The sequence below is a fragment of the Comamonas sp. Tr-654 genome, from assembly GCF_011752915.1.
In the GTDB taxonomy this organism is placed as follows: domain Bacteria; phylum Pseudomonadota; class Gammaproteobacteria; order Burkholderiales; family Burkholderiaceae_C; genus Comamonas.
Genome location: NZ_VWWQ01000005.1, coordinates 199,146 through 216,515, shown reverse-complemented (window position 1 = coordinate 216,515; position 17,370 = coordinate 199,146). Strand labels below are relative to the sequence as shown.

Annotated in this window: 17 protein-coding genes; 11 read left to right on the top strand and 6 right to left on the bottom strand. The window is 63.2% G+C overall.

Annotation, left to right across the window (positions count from 1 at the left end):
• The first annotated feature begins 6 nt into the window (after positions 1–6).
• Together F3J24_RS16700 and F3J24_RS25165 are read left to right on the top strand one after the other, a co-directional pair.
• Positions 7–297, top strand: a complete 291-nt coding sequence (locus F3J24_RS16700) for a hypothetical protein (protein ID WP_240154352.1) — start codon at positions 7–9, stop codon at positions 295–297.
• A gap of 993 nt (positions 298–1,290) precedes the next feature.
• Complete coding sequence (locus F3J24_RS25165; RefSeq protein ID WP_167008697.1) at positions 1,291–2,499, top strand: fimbrial protein; 1,209 nt, start codon at positions 1,291–1,293, stop codon at positions 2,497–2,499.
• A gap of 107 nt (positions 2,500–2,606) precedes the next feature.
• Here F3J24_RS25165 and F3J24_RS16690 read toward each other — a convergent pair whose 3' ends face one another.
• Together F3J24_RS16690 and F3J24_RS16685 are read right to left on the bottom strand one after the other, a co-directional pair.
• On the bottom strand, positions 2,607–3,602 hold the full coding sequence (locus F3J24_RS16690) for a tripartite tricarboxylate transporter substrate binding protein (RefSeq protein ID WP_167008694.1): 996 nt from the start codon (positions 3,600–3,602) through the stop codon (positions 2,607–2,609).
• A gap of 149 nt (positions 3,603–3,751) precedes the next feature.
• Complete coding sequence (locus F3J24_RS16685) at positions 3,752–4,669, bottom strand: LysR substrate-binding domain-containing protein (protein ID WP_167008691.1); 918 nt, start codon at positions 4,667–4,669, stop codon at positions 3,752–3,754.
• A gap of 177 nt (positions 4,670–4,846) precedes the next feature.
• Between F3J24_RS16685 and phnD the strand changes: the two genes are divergently transcribed.
• From phnD to phnX, 5 genes are all read left to right on the top strand, one after another.
• Positions 4,847–5,716, top strand: a complete 870-nt coding sequence (gene phnD, locus F3J24_RS16680) for a phosphonate ABC transporter substrate-binding protein (RefSeq protein WP_205244849.1) — start codon at positions 4,847–4,849, stop codon at positions 5,714–5,716.
• Positions 5,713–6,558 carry a phosphonate ABC transporter ATP-binding protein gene (gene phnC, locus F3J24_RS16675; RefSeq protein WP_167008685.1) on the top strand — a complete coding sequence of 282 codons (846 nt, stop codon included), beginning with the start codon at positions 5,713–5,715 and terminating at the stop codon, positions 6,556–6,558. The genes phnD and phnC overlap by 4 nt, the downstream gene beginning before the upstream one ends.
• Positions 6,555–7,391 (top strand): phosphonate ABC transporter, permease protein PhnE, encoded by an 837-nt coding sequence (gene phnE, locus F3J24_RS16670; protein WP_167008682.1) that lies wholly within the window; start codon positions 6,555–6,557, stop codon positions 7,389–7,391. Before phnC ends, phnE begins: the two co-directional genes overlap by 4 nt.
• A 120-nt stretch (positions 7,392–7,511) precedes the next feature.
• Positions 7,512–8,600 (top strand): iron-containing alcohol dehydrogenase PsrA, encoded by a 1,089-nt coding sequence (gene psrA, locus F3J24_RS16665; protein WP_167008679.1) that lies wholly within the window; start codon positions 7,512–7,514, stop codon positions 8,598–8,600.
• Positions 8,601–8,658: 58 nt separating this feature from the next.
• Positions 8,659–9,522, top strand: a complete 864-nt coding sequence (gene phnX, locus F3J24_RS16660; protein ID WP_167008677.1) for a phosphonoacetaldehyde hydrolase — start codon at positions 8,659–8,661, stop codon at positions 9,520–9,522.
• Between the two features lie 96 nt (positions 9,523–9,618).
• Here the strand turns inward: phnX and F3J24_RS16655 are convergent, their stop codons facing one another.
• Positions 9,619–10,137 (bottom strand): MarR family winged helix-turn-helix transcriptional regulator, encoded by a 519-nt coding sequence (locus F3J24_RS16655; RefSeq protein ID WP_167008674.1) that lies wholly within the window; start codon positions 10,135–10,137, stop codon positions 9,619–9,621.
• Positions 10,138–10,273: 136 nt separating this feature from the next.
• Here F3J24_RS16655 and F3J24_RS16650 point away from each other — a divergent pair, with 136 nt between their 5' ends.
• Together F3J24_RS16650 and F3J24_RS16645 are read left to right on the top strand one after the other, a co-directional pair.
• A complete protein-coding gene (locus tag F3J24_RS16650) occupies positions 10,274–12,193 on the top strand; it encodes an FAD-binding monooxygenase (protein WP_167008671.1) in 1,920 nt (639 codons plus the stop codon).
• Between the two features lie 128 nt (positions 12,194–12,321).
• Positions 12,322–12,621, top strand: coding sequence for a putative quinol monooxygenase (locus F3J24_RS16645; protein ID WP_167008668.1), 300 nt, complete (start codon positions 12,322–12,324; stop codon positions 12,619–12,621).
• Between the two features lie 50 nt (positions 12,622–12,671).
• Here the strand turns inward: F3J24_RS16645 and F3J24_RS16640 are convergent, their stop codons facing one another.
• The gene (locus tag F3J24_RS16640) at positions 12,672–13,028 is read right to left on the bottom strand and encodes a cupin domain-containing protein (protein WP_167008665.1); all 357 of its coding nucleotides are present in this window, start codon (positions 13,026–13,028) and stop codon (positions 12,672–12,674) included.
• Between the two features lie 265 nt (positions 13,029–13,293).
• On the opposite strand from F3J24_RS16640, the gene F3J24_RS16635 reads away from it, so the two are divergent.
• Together F3J24_RS16635 and F3J24_RS16630 are read left to right on the top strand one after the other, a co-directional pair.
• Entirely contained in the window at positions 13,294–13,569 is a 276-nt protein-coding gene (locus F3J24_RS16635; protein ID WP_167008662.1) for a VF530 family DNA-binding protein, read from the top strand.
• A 150-nt stretch (positions 13,570–13,719) separates the two neighbouring features.
• Positions 13,720–14,667 (top strand): GGDEF domain-containing protein, encoded by a 948-nt coding sequence (locus F3J24_RS16630; protein ID WP_240154351.1) that lies wholly within the window; start codon positions 13,720–13,722, stop codon positions 14,665–14,667.
• Between the two features lie 51 nt (positions 14,668–14,718).
• On the opposite strand, the gene fghA is transcribed toward F3J24_RS16630, so the two are convergent.
• A complete protein-coding gene (fghA, locus tag F3J24_RS16625) occupies positions 14,719–15,570 on the bottom strand; it encodes an S-formylglutathione hydrolase (RefSeq protein ID WP_167008659.1) in 852 nt (283 codons plus the stop codon).
• Between the two features lie 249 nt (positions 15,571–15,819).
• A complete protein-coding gene (locus F3J24_RS16620; protein WP_167008656.1) occupies positions 15,820–16,941 on the bottom strand; it encodes an S-(hydroxymethyl)glutathione dehydrogenase/class III alcohol dehydrogenase in 1,122 nt (373 codons plus the stop codon).
• Positions 16,942–17,370: the final 429 nt, after the last annotated feature.

Genomic DNA, 17,370 nt, shown 5'->3' with positions numbered 1-17,370 from the left:
ATTGATATGAAAACAAGTCTCTTCGAGCAGATCGTGGAATGCCCGGGTTCTGCACCCGATGCCGAGATCGACCCCGACCCCGACCCCGCTGCTTCCCCCGCCTCTGTGCCGCAGGCGCAGGCTGCCAGCCTTCAAGCACAGCTGATCGGCGATAGCCTGAGCCGCCATGTACCGGCCATGCAAAGCGGCTTCGAAATCATGACCAGCCAAGGTCTGTGGCGTGTGGATGGCGAGCTGGCGCGCCAGATGGCCGAGCTGATGCGCCGGCATCTGATGAAGCAGCTGGAGTCGGCATAAGACCCTCGGGCCATTAACCAAGAGGCGGTCAGACCAGGCCTTCTTTTGGAGAGACAGGGAGCGCCGCAGCGCTCACGGGCCGCCTGTCAGGGCAGACGTGAAGAACCATCAGTGCATTGCACTGACCATGTGCCGACATACGGTGCTTGATTCATGAGAACTCGCTTTTTATCCGTCTTTAGCACCCGCCGCCTTCGCGCGCGGTGGCCAGGCATGCTCCGTTGCCGCGATGTTGAGGCATGGACGGCGCATCGCGAGCCAGCCATTCACCTCGCCGGGCGTCGATCCTGGCTGGAGCGCTTGAAGCGGCTGAAGCGTCGCCTGGAAAAGCTGGCGTTGCGGCCGCCGCGTGCACCTGTGCCGCCCGCCCGCACCGGGAAAGCAGATCATGGGTATGGCGGCTGCAGGCAGGGCCGCCGCCGCAGGGGATGCGGCTGCCCCTGCCCGGACATTGTCGGCCCGGAACACGAGCCTGGCAGCCCCGGTGATCGGCCCGGGCTTGTGCCGCCATGCGCCTGCCATGGCGGCAGAGGTGGGCTGTGACCATTGGCCGCAGCGGTGCCTGCCTTGTCTTGGTGGTTGCTTAGCCGGGCTGGTAATTCGATGGGTTTGAGCAAGGTCTGCCGGCGCTGACAGGCCTTCTGCAGCTCATTCATCAGCGCCAGCGTGCCTGTGTGCTGGCTGGGTGGCCCGGGGTTGCCGATTGGCGATTTTCATCCTGACGGCCTTTGCCTGGGTCGCCATAGGCCAGCTATAAGCGCCTGCGATAGCTCCTGCCATTAGCGCCTGGCCGTGAATACAAAAGGTCTGGCCGGTTGAACGGTTGCCCAGCGAGGCGCTGCAAATGCCCGGTCTGATACAGCTGTTATTGATTCAAATTCAGATTCGGATTGATCTTAGTCATGAGTAGTCGCTCGCTCTATAGCATTCGCCTATACACCGACTGCCTCTCATATTGCCTTTCATTGGGCACAGAACTAAGGAAATCGAATTGTGAAAAACAGCTTCCATTCGTCTGCAATGCCTGACAGCCAGTCCTTGCGCTGGATCTGGTTCGCCAAGGCTATGGCGGTCTGTGCCGTGACTGCCGGTGCGTTGCATGTGCCCAATGCCGTTGCAGCAAACGGGCAGCAATGCACCGTGGCACCCATGGTGCGTGAGAATGGCTGGAATCTCAAATCCGACCTCGCCGGCATTGCGAACGGTGTGGCAGTTGCCGATGTCACCTTCAGCCAGACCATCACGGCCACCAATACGCTGGCCAATTTCACGATGGCGCTCACGACCTTGGCGCCCCAAAGCGCCTCGGGCGCATACCAGACCTTTCCGCTTGCCACGTTTCCGGGCCTGGGCCTGCGGTGGAGCTGGGCTGGTGCCGACAACGTTCAAGATGGGGTGATCAACAACCAGAGCAAGTCGCCGGGCGCGGTCGTCACTGGCAACGCATTCAACTTCGTGACCGGAACGTTCGCATCCAATGTCCCCACGAAGAAGTTCAAAATCAAATGGAAGTTCGAGCTTGTCGTGACTGATGTCAAGACCTACGCAGGCGGCGGAGGCGACTTCTCGCGCGAGGCAATTTTGAAAGGCATGCAGATCATGCCCTTCATCGCCGACCTTAGCGCGCCGATCACGAACCAGGCATGTTCCCCCGTCATTTCGGACTTTGCGCAGGCAATGGGCTCAGGTGGCATCATCGCGCTGCCCGAGTTGCCCAAGCCGCCGACGCCGACCTGCCAGTTTCCGGTTGCCAATCTCAATCAGACCGTTGGGCTCAATCTCTCTACCACCGGCAGGGTTCCGGCCAATGGGTCTGCCCGCACGGAGGGGGCAGGCAGCGAGACGCGGTTCAATATCAGTGCGATCAATTGCGGTGACGGAGCGAGCTATTCCATCTACTTCACCGACACCAATGCGGCCGGTGCGACCAAGAATTATCTGAATGGCACCGGGCAGTTGGCGAGCAAGGTCAACCTCCGGCTGTATCAGGGCTCCAACAACGAGCCCGTACAGTTTGGCATCGCGCCCACGGGCAGCAGCCTTCCGCTCCATCCCCCTGCTGTGACCAACCAGCTGACCCTGGCAAACACGAGCTTCTTTCATGATTTTTACGTGCAATATGTCCGGGCGCCTGGGGAGGCTGGCACCTTGCCAGCTGGAAACATGCAGGCGCAGGCGACCGTCACGGTGGTGTATCCCTGACCGGTCCGAGCCCTGAGTCTGCCGTCTTGTTGGCGGTGCAGGCCCCGAAAAGGACTGCAGTAGCGAGTCGAACTCAGGCATGAGTCAGGCCCCGCTGGCCCGGCCTGCTACTGAGGCTGGTAGTCAATCGATTTGAGCAAGGCCTGCTGGCGCTGGTAGGCCTTTTCCAGCTCGTTCATCAGCGATTGCGAACTGGCGTCTGTGCCGGGTTCCATGCCCATATCTCTGAGCCTGGCCTCGACCTGCGGCTGCTTGAAATACTGCAGCGCAATCTCTCTGACTCTGGCCTGCACATCGGCAGGGATGTCGGGGCGCGACCAGACGCCGAACCAGCTTACCTCGGCCAGTTGCGGATAGCCCAGTTCCTTGAAGGTGGGCACATCGGGCAGCTGCACCATGCGAGTGGGGTAGTTCACGGCCAGCGGCTTGACCTTGCCTGCCTTGATCAGGGGCAGGGCAGTGGTGAGCCCATCCATCATCAGCGGCACATGGCCGCCCATGAGGTCGCTGAGCGCCGGGGGAGAGCCCTTGTATCCCAGGTGCTTCATCTTGATATTGAGCAACTGCCCGAGCAGCATGCCTGAGGTATGGCCGCGCATGCCCGTGGCGTAGGAGGCAAAGTCCAGTCCGTCAGGCTGCTTTTTGCCGTAGTCGGCCAGCTGCTGCAGATTGCTGGCCGGGAAGTCCTTGTTGGCAATCAGCACCAGACCGTTGCGGCTGAGCTGGGCCAGCGGCTTCAAGTCTTTGAAAGGCTGGTAGCTGACCTTGTAGGCCAGCGGCGTCTCGCCGACGATGCCTCCCTGGATCAGCAAGAACGTATGGGCGTCCTTGCCGTTGGCAAGCAGGTCGTTGACGGCCAGCACGCCGGCCGCACCGGGCTTGGATTCGACAATCACCGGCTTGCCCAGCTGCTTTTGCATGCCGTCGGCCAGCAGGCGAGCCAGCGAGTCGGCATTGCCGCCGGCCGGGCCGCCGACCACCAGGCGTATGGGCTTGACGGGCCAGGCTGTGGGTTGGGCATGGGCGGTCAGCGGCATGGCAGCTGCAGTCAGGCTCAGGCTGGTAGCCAGGGCAACGGCCTTCCAGGGCATGGTTTGTTTCATCTTTGTCTCCTCTTGTTTTGACAGCCCGGCAACTGATCCAGCATGCCGCTGTGCCTGGCCGCCGCACCGTCCCGGCGAGAGTTGGGGCCGAGGCGCCCGGGCAGCATTGTCAAAATTTTCAGCGCAAGGGGGACAGAGGGTTTGACGAATTACGCCAGCTTCTTGGCCGTTGGAGCGATCAAGGGTTTTGGAGCGGTCTGCAGGACAGCGCTACCGTCAATGGCCTTGAGGAAGGAGCGCACCAGCAGGCTTTCGCTGCGCTCCTTCATGCAATAGACATAGGTGGTGGTGCTGGCCGGGTCGCCGGCAATGCGTACAGGCCGAAAGCGCGGGTCGGCAATGAATTCGGCCTCGGACACGGCACCGATGCCCAGGCCGCGCGCCACGGCCTCGCGTATGGCTTCGCGGCTGCCGATCTCCAGCTGGGTGCGGGGCTTCACGCCGGCCGTCTGCAGCGCTTTTTCGATGGCCGTGCGAGTGGTCGAGCCTTGCTCGCGCAGCAAGAGTGGCAGGCCGTGCAGCTCGGCCAGCTCGACCTGCTCGCGCCTTGCCAGCGGATGGTCGATATGGGCAAACAGGATGATGGCGTGGCGCGCATATTCGCGCGCCAGTAGCTCGGGCCTGTCATACAGACCGGCCAGTACCGCCACATCGGTGGTGTAGTTCTCCAGATCGTGCAGCACTTGCTGCGAGTTGCCCATGCGAATCGATAGCTTCATGCCGGGATGGCGGGCACTGTAGGCCGCCACCATCTCGATCACATGGAACGGCCCCACCGCGCCGATCTTGAGTTCGCCCTGGTTGAGCTGGCCCGAGTCGCGCAGAAAGAATTCGGTTTCCGACTCCAGCGCGAGCAGCTTCTGCGCCAGTGTCATGAGCTTGTGGCCGGCGCCGGTCAGCGTCATGCGATAGCCCTGGCGATGGAAGAGTTCGATCTGGCTTTGGCGCTCCAGCGTGGCGATCTGGCTGGAGACCGTGGGCTGGCTCACGCCCAATGCGCGGGCGGCGGCGCTCAGGCTGCCTTGCTGGGCCACGGCGATGAAAGCTCGGTAGCGGGCGGTGCTCATGCAAATGTCATCTCAAGGTTTTATCTATGGAAGCTGTCAAAACTGATTCTGAAACCTTCACATGACAGTCATATGTCGTCCCTAACATTTGCGTCAACGCACTGCAATGACGGTGCGACGGCAGCCCGGAAAAAAGCTGCATTTCACACGCACATGCAAAGGATGAATTCCGTGACGATGACCCGCAAAACATGGCTCAAAGCCGCAGTCGCCAGCCTGACCCTGGCCGCCACCACCGGCGTCATGGCGCAGCAGCCCACCGAGCTGCGCGTGGGCCTGATCCCTTCCGAGGATGCCCAGGCCATGATGCGCGCCAGCCAGCAGGTGATGGACCAGCTGGCCGCCAAGACCGGCCTGAAGATCAAGCCCTTTGTGGCCAATGACTACAACGGCGTGATCGAGGCCATGCGCGCGGGCAAGATCGACGTGGCCTATTTCGGCCCCTTCTCCTATGTGCTGGCCAGCCAGCTGGCAAATGCCGAGGCATTCGCCATTCCCGTGGCCAAGAAGTCGGGCAAGAGCTCGTACAACAGCATCATCATCAGCAAAAAGGACAAGGGTCTGACCACCGTGCCCCAGCTGCAGGGCAAGACCTTTGCGTTTGTCGATCCCAGCTCGGCATCGGGCCATCTGTTTCCCAAGGCCGGCCTCAAGGGCGAGGGCGTCGATACCGACAAATATTTCTCCCGCGTGATCTTCTCGGGCTCGCATGACGCCAGCATCATGGCCGTGGCCAACGGCAAGGTGGATGCGGCGGCCGTGGCCGATCCCATCTTCCAGACGGCCGTCGCCAAGGGCCATGTGAAGGCCGAGGATTTCCAGATCATCTGGCGCTCCAAGGACATCCCCGAGTCGCCCATGGCATGGCGCAAGAATCTGGACGAAGCCACCAAGAAGAAAGTGGCTGCGGCACTGGCCGAGATCAAGGGCCTGCCCTGGGGCGACCGTGGCGAGCTCAATGGTTTTGCGCCCACCAACGATCAGGCCTATGACGTGGTGCGCCAGACCGCCAAGGCGTTGAACCTGGACCTCGGGAAGATGAAATGATCAGCATCCGCAATCTGCGCAAAAGCTATGGCAGCAACCATGTGCTGCATGGCATCGACATGGATGTGAAGGCCGGCGAGTTCGTGGTCATGCTGGGCCTGTCGGGCGCGGGCAAGTCCACCTTGCTGCGCTGCATGAACGGGCTGAACCAGCCCGACAGCGGCCAGTTGCAGGTGGGCGGCATCGATCTGATGCGCAGGCACTCGCGCCGTGAGCTGGCTCGCCATGTGGCCATGGTCTTCCAGCACCACAACCTGGTGCAGCGTCTGTCGGTGCGCAAGAACGTGCTCACGGGGCGGCTGGGCCAGGTCGGCACGCTGGCCTCGGTGCTGCAGCTGTTCAAGCAAAGCGATATCGCACTGGCCGACGCATGCCTGCAGCGCGTGGGCCTGGCCCACAAGGCCGATGAGCGCACCGAGGCACTCTCGGGCGGGCAGATGCAGCGCGTGGGCATTGCCCGTGCACTGGCGCAGCAGCCGCAGGTGATTCTGGCCGACGAGCCTGTAGCCAGCCTGGACCCCAAGACCGCGCGCAGCGTGCTGCAGTATCTGCGCGATGCCACGCGCGAGTTGGGCATTGCCGTGGTCTGCAATCTGCACCAGGTCGATTACGCCAGGGAGTTTGGCGATCGCATCGTCGGTCTGTCCCAGGGGCGCATGGTGTTTGATGGCGTGCCCGCCATGCTTGACGAGGCCGCGCTCAACGCCATCTACAGTGGCGAGCCGCAGCCCGCCGGACATGCCACAGAGCAGGGCGGTGCGTTGCATGTCAGCAGCACCGCAGCTGGCAACTGGCTGCCCGGGGCGATGTCGCCCGCTGCGGTCGCAGGAGGTCTGCAATGAACAGTCAGAGCCTGAAACAGCCAGACCGCTGGCAATGGACGGCCGCACGCCCGCAAGGCACGGGCGGCTGGCTGGGCTATGCCGCGCTGGCCCTGGTCATCGGCTGGGTGCTGCACTGGAGCGCTGCGGGCGCGCAGATGAGCTGGAGCGAGCTGGCGGGCGGCATGCCGCAGATTGGCGACTTTCTCTCGCGCTCGGTGCCGCCGGACTGGAGCATGCTGCCGCGCCTGTGGGCACCGGCACTGGAGACAATACAGATCGCCATCTGGGGCACCTTGCTCAGCGTGATCCTGGCGCTGCCGCTGTCCTTTGTGGCGGCCGGCAATCTGCACGGCTGGCATTGGCTGCGCCGCATCACGCGCCAGTTTCTCAATGTGATCCGCAGCATCAACGAGCTGATTCTGGCGCTGGTATTTGTCTCGGCCGTGGGCCTGGGCCCCTTCCCTGGCGTGCTGGCCCTGGCCCTGCATGGCATGGGCATGCTGGCCAAGTTCTTTGCCGAAGCGATCGAGGAGATCGACGACGGCCCGCTGCAGGCCCTGCGCAGCGCCGGTGCCAGCCAGCTGCAGATCATCGCCTTCGGTGTGGTGCCTCAGGTCATCACCGCCTGGATTGCCGTGGTGCTCTACCGCTTCGAGGTCAATCTGCGTTCGGCCACCGTGCTGGGCATGGTGGGAGCGGGCGGTCTGGGCTTCGAGCTGGTCAGCAGCCTCAAGCTGTTCCGCTACCAGGAGACCGCGACCTGCATCATCGTCATCACGGTGATGGTGATTGCCGCCGACATGGCGTCCAACTGGCTGCGCAGCCGCATACAGCAGGGCGCTCGCCACTGATCTCGCTGCGGTGCCGGTGTGCGCCGCAGCGCTTGAAAACATCAAAAATATGAGCTATCAGCGCTTGTTGCATAAGCGCCAAGGGCTGATTTCGCTCAAAAAACGTCAAAGGGCTTTCTCGTGTGGACCTATCACAACCCCGTGCACATCAGCGTGGGTCGCAACAGTCTCGATCAGCTGCCGGCCTTGCTGGCCGGGCGCAGCTGCCTGCTGGTCACTTTTCCCGAGGCCGAGAGCCTGGGCCTGGTGCAGCGCATGCGCCAGTTGCTGGGAGCGCAGCTGCACGGCGTGATCGACAGCATTGCCCCCAATCCCGATGTGCAGTGGCTGGCACCGCTGTACGAGCAGGTGCAGCGTGACCATGCCGAGGTGCCCGTGATCGTGGCCCTGGGTGGCGGCAGCGCCATCGACTCGGCCAAGGCTTTGATCTGCCACACGCCTTCAGGCCGGTTTGCCGACCTGCTGGCGCTGCTCAAGCAGGGCGGCCAGTTGGGGCAGGAAGGGCACAAGGCCTTGATCGCCATCCCCACCACGGCCGGAACCGGCAGCGAAGTCACGCCCTGGGCCACGATCTGGGATCAGGCCGCCGGCCAGAAGTATTCGCTACACCAGTCCTGCACCTGGCCCGAGGCCGCGGTGATCGATGCCGAGCTGATGCTCAGCCTGCCGGCGGGTGCCACTCTGGCTTCGGGGCTGGATGCGCTGTCGCATGCGCTGGAATCGATCTGGAACGTGAACCGCAACCCCGTCTCCATGGCGCTGGCCGTGCAGTCTGCCCGCCGCACCCTGGCCACGCTGCCCGCGTTGATGCAGGATCTGGGCAGCGCGCAGCTGCGCAGCGAGATGGCCGAGGCAGCGCTGATGGCCGGCCTGGCGTTTTCCAACACCAAGACCGCACTGGCGCATTCGCTGTCCTACGACATCACGCTGCAGCATGGCGTACCGCACGGGCTGGCCTGCTCGTTCAGCCTGCCCCTGGTGCTGGAGATGGCGCTGGGTGCAGACGCGGCGGCCGATGCGGCCTTGCTCTCCATTTTCGATGCCAGCACGCCTGCCGCGGCCATCGAGCATCTGCGCGGCGTTCTGCAAGGTCTGGGCGTTGCCACCGATCCGGCCCACTATGGCGTGCAGCCCCAGGCCTGGAGCGCCATGGTGCAAAAAGCCGCCAGCGGCCCGCGCGGCCGTAACTTCATTCGCTCTCTGAACTGAGTCCCGGAACCTGAACCTGTTTCCGCTTTCCATCCTCTTGAAGCCACCACTGAAAACCATGAACTCCATCGCTCAAGCTGAAACTCTGGTGCTGTCCCAGCCCGCCGCCGATCTGTCACCGCTGCAAGCCGTCATCTTTGACTGGGCCGGCACGCTGGTGGACTTTGGTTCGCTCGCACCCACGCAGATTTTTGTCGAAGCCTTTGCCAGCTTCGGCATCACCATCACCCTGGCCCAGGCACGCGGCCCCATGGGCCTGTCCAAATGGGACCATATCCACCAGCTGCTGCAGGATGAGAGCATTGCTGCGCAGTGGCAGGCCGCTTTTGGCCGGATGCCGACCGATGAGGATGTGGATGCCATCTACGCACGCTTCATGCCTTTGCAGATTGCCAAGGTGGGCGAGTTCTCGGCCCCCATTGAAGGCGCTGTGCAGACGCTGCAATGGCTGCGCGCCCAGGGCCTGAAGGTCGGCTCCTGCTCGGGCTACCCGCGCGAGGTGCTCAACCAGTTGCTGCCGCAGGCCGAGGGCGCAGGCCTCAAGCCCGACTATGTGGTGGCGGGCGACGAGTTGGAAGCCGGTGGTCGCCCCGGGCCCTTCATGGCATTGGCGAATGTGCTGGCGCTGGGCATTGGCGATGTGCGTGCCTGCGTGAAGGTGGACGACACCGTGCCCGGCATTGAGGAGGGTCTGCGCGCAGGCATGTGGACCGTGGGCCTGAGCCTGTCGGGCAACGAGGTTGGTTATAGCGTGCAGGAGTTTGCCTGTGCGCCCGAGCAAGAGGTCGAGGCCCGTGTCGCCGTGGCAGAAGCCAAGCTCAAAAAGGCTGGAGCCCATTACGTGGTGCGCAGCGTGGCCGATCTGCCAGCTGTGCTGGCGCAGATCGCGGCCGAGATGCGTGCCGGAAAAATGCCGTTCTAGGACTCGGCTCTGGAGCTTGCAGACCCGGTTGCAAGCCCGGCCCTGAACAGCCAAGCCCCAGGCCTGACGGCCCGGGGCTTTTTTTGCGGTTTGGGCTCAGCCTGCGGGCGTCTGCGCCTCGGGATCGAGCTGCTCGTGATGCTCGATGACCTTGCGCATCAGCTGTGTGAAGAGCTCGCGTTCGGTCTCGCTCAGCGGGTCCAGCATCTGCTGCTGGGCTTGCAGCACGGATGGGCCGGCGTCTGCCAGCAGGGCTTCGCCCTCGATCGTCAGGGACAGCAGACGCACGCGTCTATCCTTGGCCGTGTGCTGGCGCAACAGCAGGCCGCGTGCTTCCAGGCGGTCGATCACGCCGCCGATGGTGGATTTGTCAAAGCCCACTTCCATGCTCAGCGTGCGCTGGTCTATGCCCGGCAGATGCACCAGTTTCTGCAGCACGGCAAATTGCAGCGGCGTCACGCCCCAGGCTTCCGTGGCCTGGCTGAAAACGGCCACGGCCACTTGCTGCAGGCGGCGTATGCCGTGGCCGGGAAAGGTTTCCACCTCCAGGCGTGGAAAGAAGGGGTGGCTGCTGGCGCTGTCTGAGGCAGCGTTTGGCAGTGCAGAGTTAGTCATGGTTTTCCCTAGGTGGGGTTGGCATTTCAAGGTTCGAATAATACGATGCATGCATTTTGTATGCATACATACTATTTGTGTGCGTACTGATTGGGCAGACACTGGCGTCTGCGCACCTGAAGAACTTGAGGCCTCCATGCAATTTCATTTGAACGGTTTTCGTCCCGGCAACCCCTTGATCGCTCCGGCTTCGCCGCTGGCCCCTGCCCATACCGAGGCCGTTCCGTCGCAGGTCGATGTGCTGATCGTGGGCTGCGGCCCCGCCGGCCTGACGCTGGCCGCGCAGCTGGCGGCCTTCCCGGATATCCGTACCTGCATCGTGGAGCAAAAGGAAGGCCCGATGGAGCTGGGCCAGGCCGACGGCATTGCCTGCCGCACCATGGAAATGTTCGAAGCCTTCGAGTTTGCAGACTCCATCCTCAAGGAGGCCTGCTGGATCAACGACGTCACCTTCTGGAAGCCTGATCCCGCCCAGCCCGGCCGGATCGCCCGCCATGGCCGTGTGCAGGATACGGAAGACGGTCTGTCCGAGTTTCCTCACGTCATCCTGAACCAGGCGCGCGTGCACGACCACTATCTGGAGCGCATGCGCAATTCGCCCAGCCGTCTGGAGCCGCACTACGCCCGCCGCGTGCTGGATGTGAAGATCGACCATGGCGCAGCGGACTATCCGGTCGCCGTGACGCTGGAGCGCTGCGACGCCGCCCATGCCGGTCAGATCGAAACCGTGCAGGCCCGCTATGTGGTGGGCTGCGACGGCGCGCGTAGCAATGTGCGCCGGGCCATCGGCCGCCAGCTGGTCGGCGATTCGGCCAATCAGGCCTGGGGTGTGATGGATGTGCTGGCCGTGACGGATTTCCCTGATGTGCGCTACAAGGTGGCCATTCAGTCCGAGCAGGGTAATGTGCTCATCATCCCGCGCGAAGGCGGCCATCTGGTGCGCTTTTATGTGGAGATGGACAAGCTCGATGCCGACGAGCGTGTGGCCAGCCGCAACATCACGGTGGAGCAGCTGATTGCAACCGCCCAGCGCGTGCTCCATCCCTACAAGCTCGAGGTCAAGAATGTGCCCTGGTGGTCGGTGTACGAGATCGGCCAGCGCATCTGCGCCAAATATGACGATGTGGTCGATGCCGTGCCCACGCCGGACTCGCCCCTGCCGCGCGTCTTCATCGCCGGCGATGCCTGCCACACCCACAGCCCCAAGGCCGGGCAGGGCATGAATTTCTCCATGCAGGACAGCTTCAACCTGGGCTGGAAGCTGGCCGCCGTGCTGCGCAAGCAATGTGCCCCCGAGTTGCTGCACACCTATTCTTCCGAGCGCCAGGTCGTGGCTCAGCAACTGATCGACTTTGACCGCGAATGGGCCAAGATGTTCAGCGACCCGGCCAAGGAAGGCGGTCAGGGCGGAGTGGACCCCAAGGAATTCCAGAAGTACTTCGAACAGCATGGCCGTTTCACGGCCGGCGTGGGCACGCACTATGCGCCCTCGCTGCTGACGGGGCAGGCCACGCATCAGGCACTGGCCAGCGGCTTCACGGTGGGCATGCGCTTCCATTCCGCACCGGTGGTGCGCGTCTGTGATGCCAAGCCCGTGCAACTGGGTCACTGCGGCAAGGCCGATGGCCGCTGGCGCCTGTATGCGTTTGCAGGCCAGAACGACCTGGCGCAGCCCGAGTCCGGCCTGCTGGCGCTGTGCCGCTTCCTGGAAGGCGACGCTGCATCGCCGCTGCGCCGTTTCACGCCAACCGGCCAGGATATCGACAGCATCTTTGATCTGCGTGCCATCTTCCCTCAGGCATATACCGAAGTGGCGCTGGAGACGCTGCCTGCCTTGCTGCTGCCCCCCAAGGGCCAGCTGGGAATGATCGACTATGAAAAGGTGTTCAGCCCCGATCTGAAAAATGCCGGTCAGGACATCTTCGAGCTGCGCGGCATCGACCGCCAGCAGGGCGCTCTGGTGGTGGTGCGTCCCGACCAGTATGTGGCCCAGGTTCTGCCCCTGGGCGACCACGCTGCACTGAGCGCCTATTTCGAGTCCTTCATGCGGGCCTGAGGACTGCTGATCAGCATCAATGCGTGGAAGGTGTTTCAGGGAGGGCATGGCCCTCCCTTTTTTGCGCCCGGGCAGAGCGAGTTGGCGCTGCTTGCTACGATGTTTGCTTGTGCTCAAGAGGAGAAGACATGCTGTTGATCGTGGGGACGGTGCGTTTGCCATCCGAAAACCTGGCCCTTGCCCGACCCGCCATGCGTGCCATGGTGGAAGCCTCGCGTGCCGAGCCGGGCTGTCTTGAGTACAGCTATGCCGAGGATGTGCTGGTGCCGGGGCTGATCCATGTGAAGGAGCTGTGGGCGGATCAGGCGGCGCTGGATGCACATTTCGCATCCGCGCATATCCAGGTCTGGCGCGCCGCCTGGCCGGAGCTGGGGATCGGGCAGCGGGATCTGCGGCTCTATGAAGTGCAGGCACCGCGCGCCACCTGAGCTGCCGCTCGGCTGTGGCCGACGCTTGAAGTCACCTGGATCGACGGCACCTAGCCTGGAGCTGGGTGCAGCTTGATGATGTCGACCGAAATCTCCACCGCCGTCACGGCGCAACGGTTTTCCAGCCAGTGCGTGGTGTTTCTGTCTTCGGGCCAGCCCACGCCCGGGCCATAGTCGGTGGCCACGCCATTTCTATGGTCGGTGATGCATCCTTCGAGGATGTAGACCATGCCGGGTCTGTCCTTGTGGTCGTGAAGCGGGCCGAAGACGCCGCCTGGCGCCATGGTCACCAGGCGCATGCGAAGCTGGCGTCCGGCCATGCCTTCGATTTCGGGGCCGAGGTCGAGCGTGGCCAGCATTTGCACTGCCACCCCCCGGGTTTCGGGGGCTTGTTGTTGGTTGGACATCCGATGCTCCTTCACGCCTCGTCACTGCCATTGAGGCGAACTGCGTTCGCGCTCGCTGCGGCTGGCCGCCTGTCAGGCTGGCCGCCTGTCAGGCTGGTTGGCAAAAGTGTGATCTCTTGTCGTTGCGCAGGAAAGCCAAATCCATGTCATTGGCGTGGCGCATTCCCGGTGTCCCCGGCTGCGCAGGACAGGGTTTGCGCCTTGTACCGCCTGGCGCTTGTCCCCGGAGCAGACGCTTGGAGGGCGATTCCCCGACAATGCGCCCATGACTTTCCAAGAACAACCGCGCAACCCGCTGCATGGGCTGACGCTTGAGCGCATCGTTACCGATCTGGTGGATTATTACGGCTGGCGCGAGCTAGGGCGCCGCGTGCCCGTGCGCTGCTTCAATCTGGACCCCAGCATCTCCTCGAGCCTGAAGTTTTTGCGCAAGACGCCCTGGGCGCGCGAGCAGGTGGAGCAGCTGTATGTACAGACTCAGCGTGCCGATGAGCGCGAGCAGCAGCGGCGCGCGAAAAGAGCGGAGCGCTCCGAGGATTGATTGAAAGCGAGCGCATCACTCATGGTTTGATGTAGATGAAAGCACAGCCGCCATCAGGCGGTTATCTTTGCATGAGGTACGCCCGTGTCACTGCCGGCGGTCGAAAAAACGATTCTTCGCGAATTTCCCGATCCTGCTCTGCTTGCGCTCATGCCCGACAACCCATTTTTCACTGCCCGCCAGTACAAAAGCCTCTGTAGCGGCCTGCCGGACCCCACTTTCGTCTTCACGGAGTCGGGACGTTATGCGGCAGTCCTCGGCGGCAAACACCAGCGCTGCTGCCATGACGCCACGGCGCTGGTCGGCCAGTTCATTGCCGATGTGCTGGCTCCTGCCAAGGCGCTCTGGTTTCTGCAGCAGATCCGGGAGGCGCTGAGCAGCCAGCGGGTGCTGGTGGTGGAGTACGAGCTCGGCGCAGCCGATCTGTTGGGGCTGCCCGATGGCGGGCCGGCCGAGGCGATCTGGTTCGAAGGCCGCATCAGCGCCCTGGAGGAGCAGTTTTGGGGTGAACGGGCGGTAGTCTGGGTAGCCGGCAATATCACGGCCAACAAGCGCCTGCAGCAACAGCTGCAGGAGCAGAGCCTGACCGATGAGTTGACGGGGCTGCGCAATCGTCGGGGCTTTATGCGCGAGCTGGCTCAGGCCTACGCGGCCCACAGGCAGCAAGGCCTATCGGCCTGTCTCCTGAGCTTTGATGTGGATCACTTCAGAGCCATCAATGAGGGGTTGGGCCATACCGCAGGGGATCAGGCGCTGCGCGATCTGGCAGCTGCCGTGAGTCCTCTGCTGGCTCCAGAGCATGTGTTCGGTCGCCTGGGGGCCAATGAATTCGCCGTGCTGTGCGGAGGCCGTTGCATTGCCGAGATCACCACCCTGACGCGGGGGCTGCTGGACGTGGGGAGGCAGACGCTGCAACTGTATGCCACGACTGACCCCGTGCCCTCGCTCAGCGTCGGGATTGCGCATTTCATGCCGACCGACAGCAGCCTGGAGGACATCATGCGCCGCGCCGATCAGGCCTTGTATGCCGCCAAGCGGCAGGCCGGGCACCGGGCGGTCGTCGCGGATGGAAGCCAATCGAATTACGGCCTGGCCTGAGGCCTGGCAGAAGAGCCCGGCAGCGCCACTGGCCGGGCCACGCCTGCAGGATCAGGCGCTCAGCTGCTGCGCATGGTGGCGCAGGTGGTCGTCGACAAAGCTCTGGATGAAGTAGTAGCCATGGTCGTAGCCCGCATGCCGGCGCAGCGTGAGAGGCTGGCTGGCCTTGGCGCAGGCAGCTTCGAAGGCTTCGGGCAGCAATTGCTTTTCGATCAGGAATTTGTCGGCCAGGCCCTGGTCGACGAGGATGCCTGCGGGGTAGGGGGCAGAAGCTTGCGCGCCCATCAGCTCGCTGGCGTCATGCCTGGCCCATTCGGCCTTGTCCTCGCCCAGATAGCCGCTGAAAGCCTTGTGGCCCCAGGGGCAGTTGATGGGGTTGGCAATCGGCGCAAAGGCCGAGACCGACTTGAACCGGCCGGGGTGGCGCAATGCCAGGGTCAGTGCGCCGTGGCCGCCCATGCTGTGGCCGAAGACGCCCAGACGCTGCAGGTCCACGGGCAGCTTGCTGCCGACCAGGGGCAGCAGGTCATTGAGGATGTAGCTTTCCATGCGCCAGTGCAGCGCCCAGGGCCGGGTAGTCGCGTCCAGGTAGAAGCCGGCGCCCACGCCAAAGTCCCAGCTGTTGGCCTCGCCCGCCAGGCCAGCGCCGCGCGGGCTGGTATCGGGGCAGATCAGGGCGATATTGAGTTCGGAGGCCAGGCGCTGGGCTCCAGCCTTGATCATGAAGGTTTCTTCGGTACAGGTCAGGCCGGCCAGATAGAGCAGGGCCGGTACCTTCTCGCCCATCACGGCCTTGGGGGGCAGATAGACCGAGAACTTCATGGCGAGGCCGGTTTCGGAACTATGGTGTTCGTAGTAGCGCTGGGCGCCACCAAAGCAGGCGTGGGCGTTGTTGAGTTCCATGGCGCTTACTCCTAAAAGAAAAGCTGCTAGCGCTTGTTTGTAAAGCGATTGCAGCAGTTTTGTATCTGAAATCCAGTCAGTTCATACGCAAGAAGCTATGAAATTGAAAGTACAGGGTATTGCACTAAAACTGGCACATCCTTAGTAAGGGACAGCAAGCAAGGGCCTGGGCGGCCCTGCCGCCCCGCAGTGATGCAGTCGTCCCCCTCCCGAATAAAGAGGGGGGAAGGCGCAGCGCCTCAGGGGGCGTTACTCCGCGTCGGCGTAGTTGACGACCGAGCGAATCGACTTGCCCTCGTGCATCAGCTCGAAGGCTTCGTTGATGTGCTTCAGGCCCATGGTGTGGGTGACAAAGGGTTCGAGCTGAATCTTGCCGGCCATGGCGTCTTCCACCATGCCGGGCAGCTCGCTGCGGCCCTTGACGCCGCCAAAGGCCGTACCCAGCCACTTGCGGCCGGTCACCAGCTGGAAGGGGCGGGTCTTGATCTCCTGGCCGGCACCAGCCACGCCGATGATGACCGACTGGCCCCAGCCGCGGTGGGCGCATTCCAGCGCTGCGCGCATCACGTCCACATTGCCGATGCATTCGAAGCTGTGATCCACGCCCCAGCCCGTCATCTCGACGATCACTTGCTGGATGGGCTTGTCGAAGTCCTTGGGGTTCACGCAGTCGGTGGCGCCGAAGGTCTTGGCCAGCTCGAACTTGCCGGGGTTGGTGTCGACGGCGATGATGCGGCCGGCCTTGGCCAGCTTGGCACCCTGGATCACGGCCAGGCCGATGCCGCCCAGGCCGAACACGGCCACGGTGTCACCTTCCTGCACCTTGGCGGTGTTCTTGACCGCGCCCAGACCGGTGGTCACGCCGCAGCCCAGCAGGCAGACCTGCTCGGGGTTGGCATCGGGGTTGACCTTGGCCAGCGAGACGGCGGCAACCACGGTGTATTCGCTGAAGGTCGAGCAGCCCATGTAGTGATAGATGGGCTCGCCGTTGTAGCTGAAGCGTGTCGTGCCATCGGGCATCACGCCCTTGCCCTGGGTGGCGCGCACGGCCACGCACAGATTGGTCTTGCCGCTCTTGCAGAACAGGCATTCGCCGCATTCGGCGGTGTACAGCGGAATCACATGGTCGCCGGGCTGGACGCTGGTCACGCCTTCGCCCACTTCCACCACGATGCCCGCGCCTTCATGGCCCAGCACGGCGGGAAAGATGCCTTCGGGGTCATCTCCGCTCAGGGTGAAGGCGTCGGTGTGACAGACGCCGGTATGGGTGATCTTGACCAGCACCTCACCAGCCTTGGGGGGCGCGACGTCGATTTCGACGATTTGCAGGGGTTCTCCGGCTTTGAAGGCTACGGCGGCGCGGGATTTCATGGGCAGGTCTTTCTTGGAACGCTGAGGATGCGGTGGCTGCGCGGCCAGGGTCTGGGCCTGACCGGACGCACCGGGTGTGAAGTGTGAATGTAGGCGATCCCGTCGCGCTATGGAAATTCGTGGCCGCTGATGGCGGCTCTTTGGCCGAATGTCAGGGGCTGATGGCGCTCGAGGCAGAGCAGTACGGCCCGCCAGGAGTTTGTCGGTGCTCCCCAGTGATCAAGCTCAAGGGGCTGTCTTGTCGTAGTGCCTCTTCGACTACTCGATGCGGCCACTCGATGCGGCCATTCGATGGCTTGAAGAAAGCGCGAATTTTGCCTTGTCACGAGCTGCTTCGAACGAGCTGTCAGCCCCCTGTTTTCCGGGCGAGAGCGGCTTGCTCACTTATTCCTCGCGGGAATCTGTTAATGAAATTTAGTCGATTGTGCA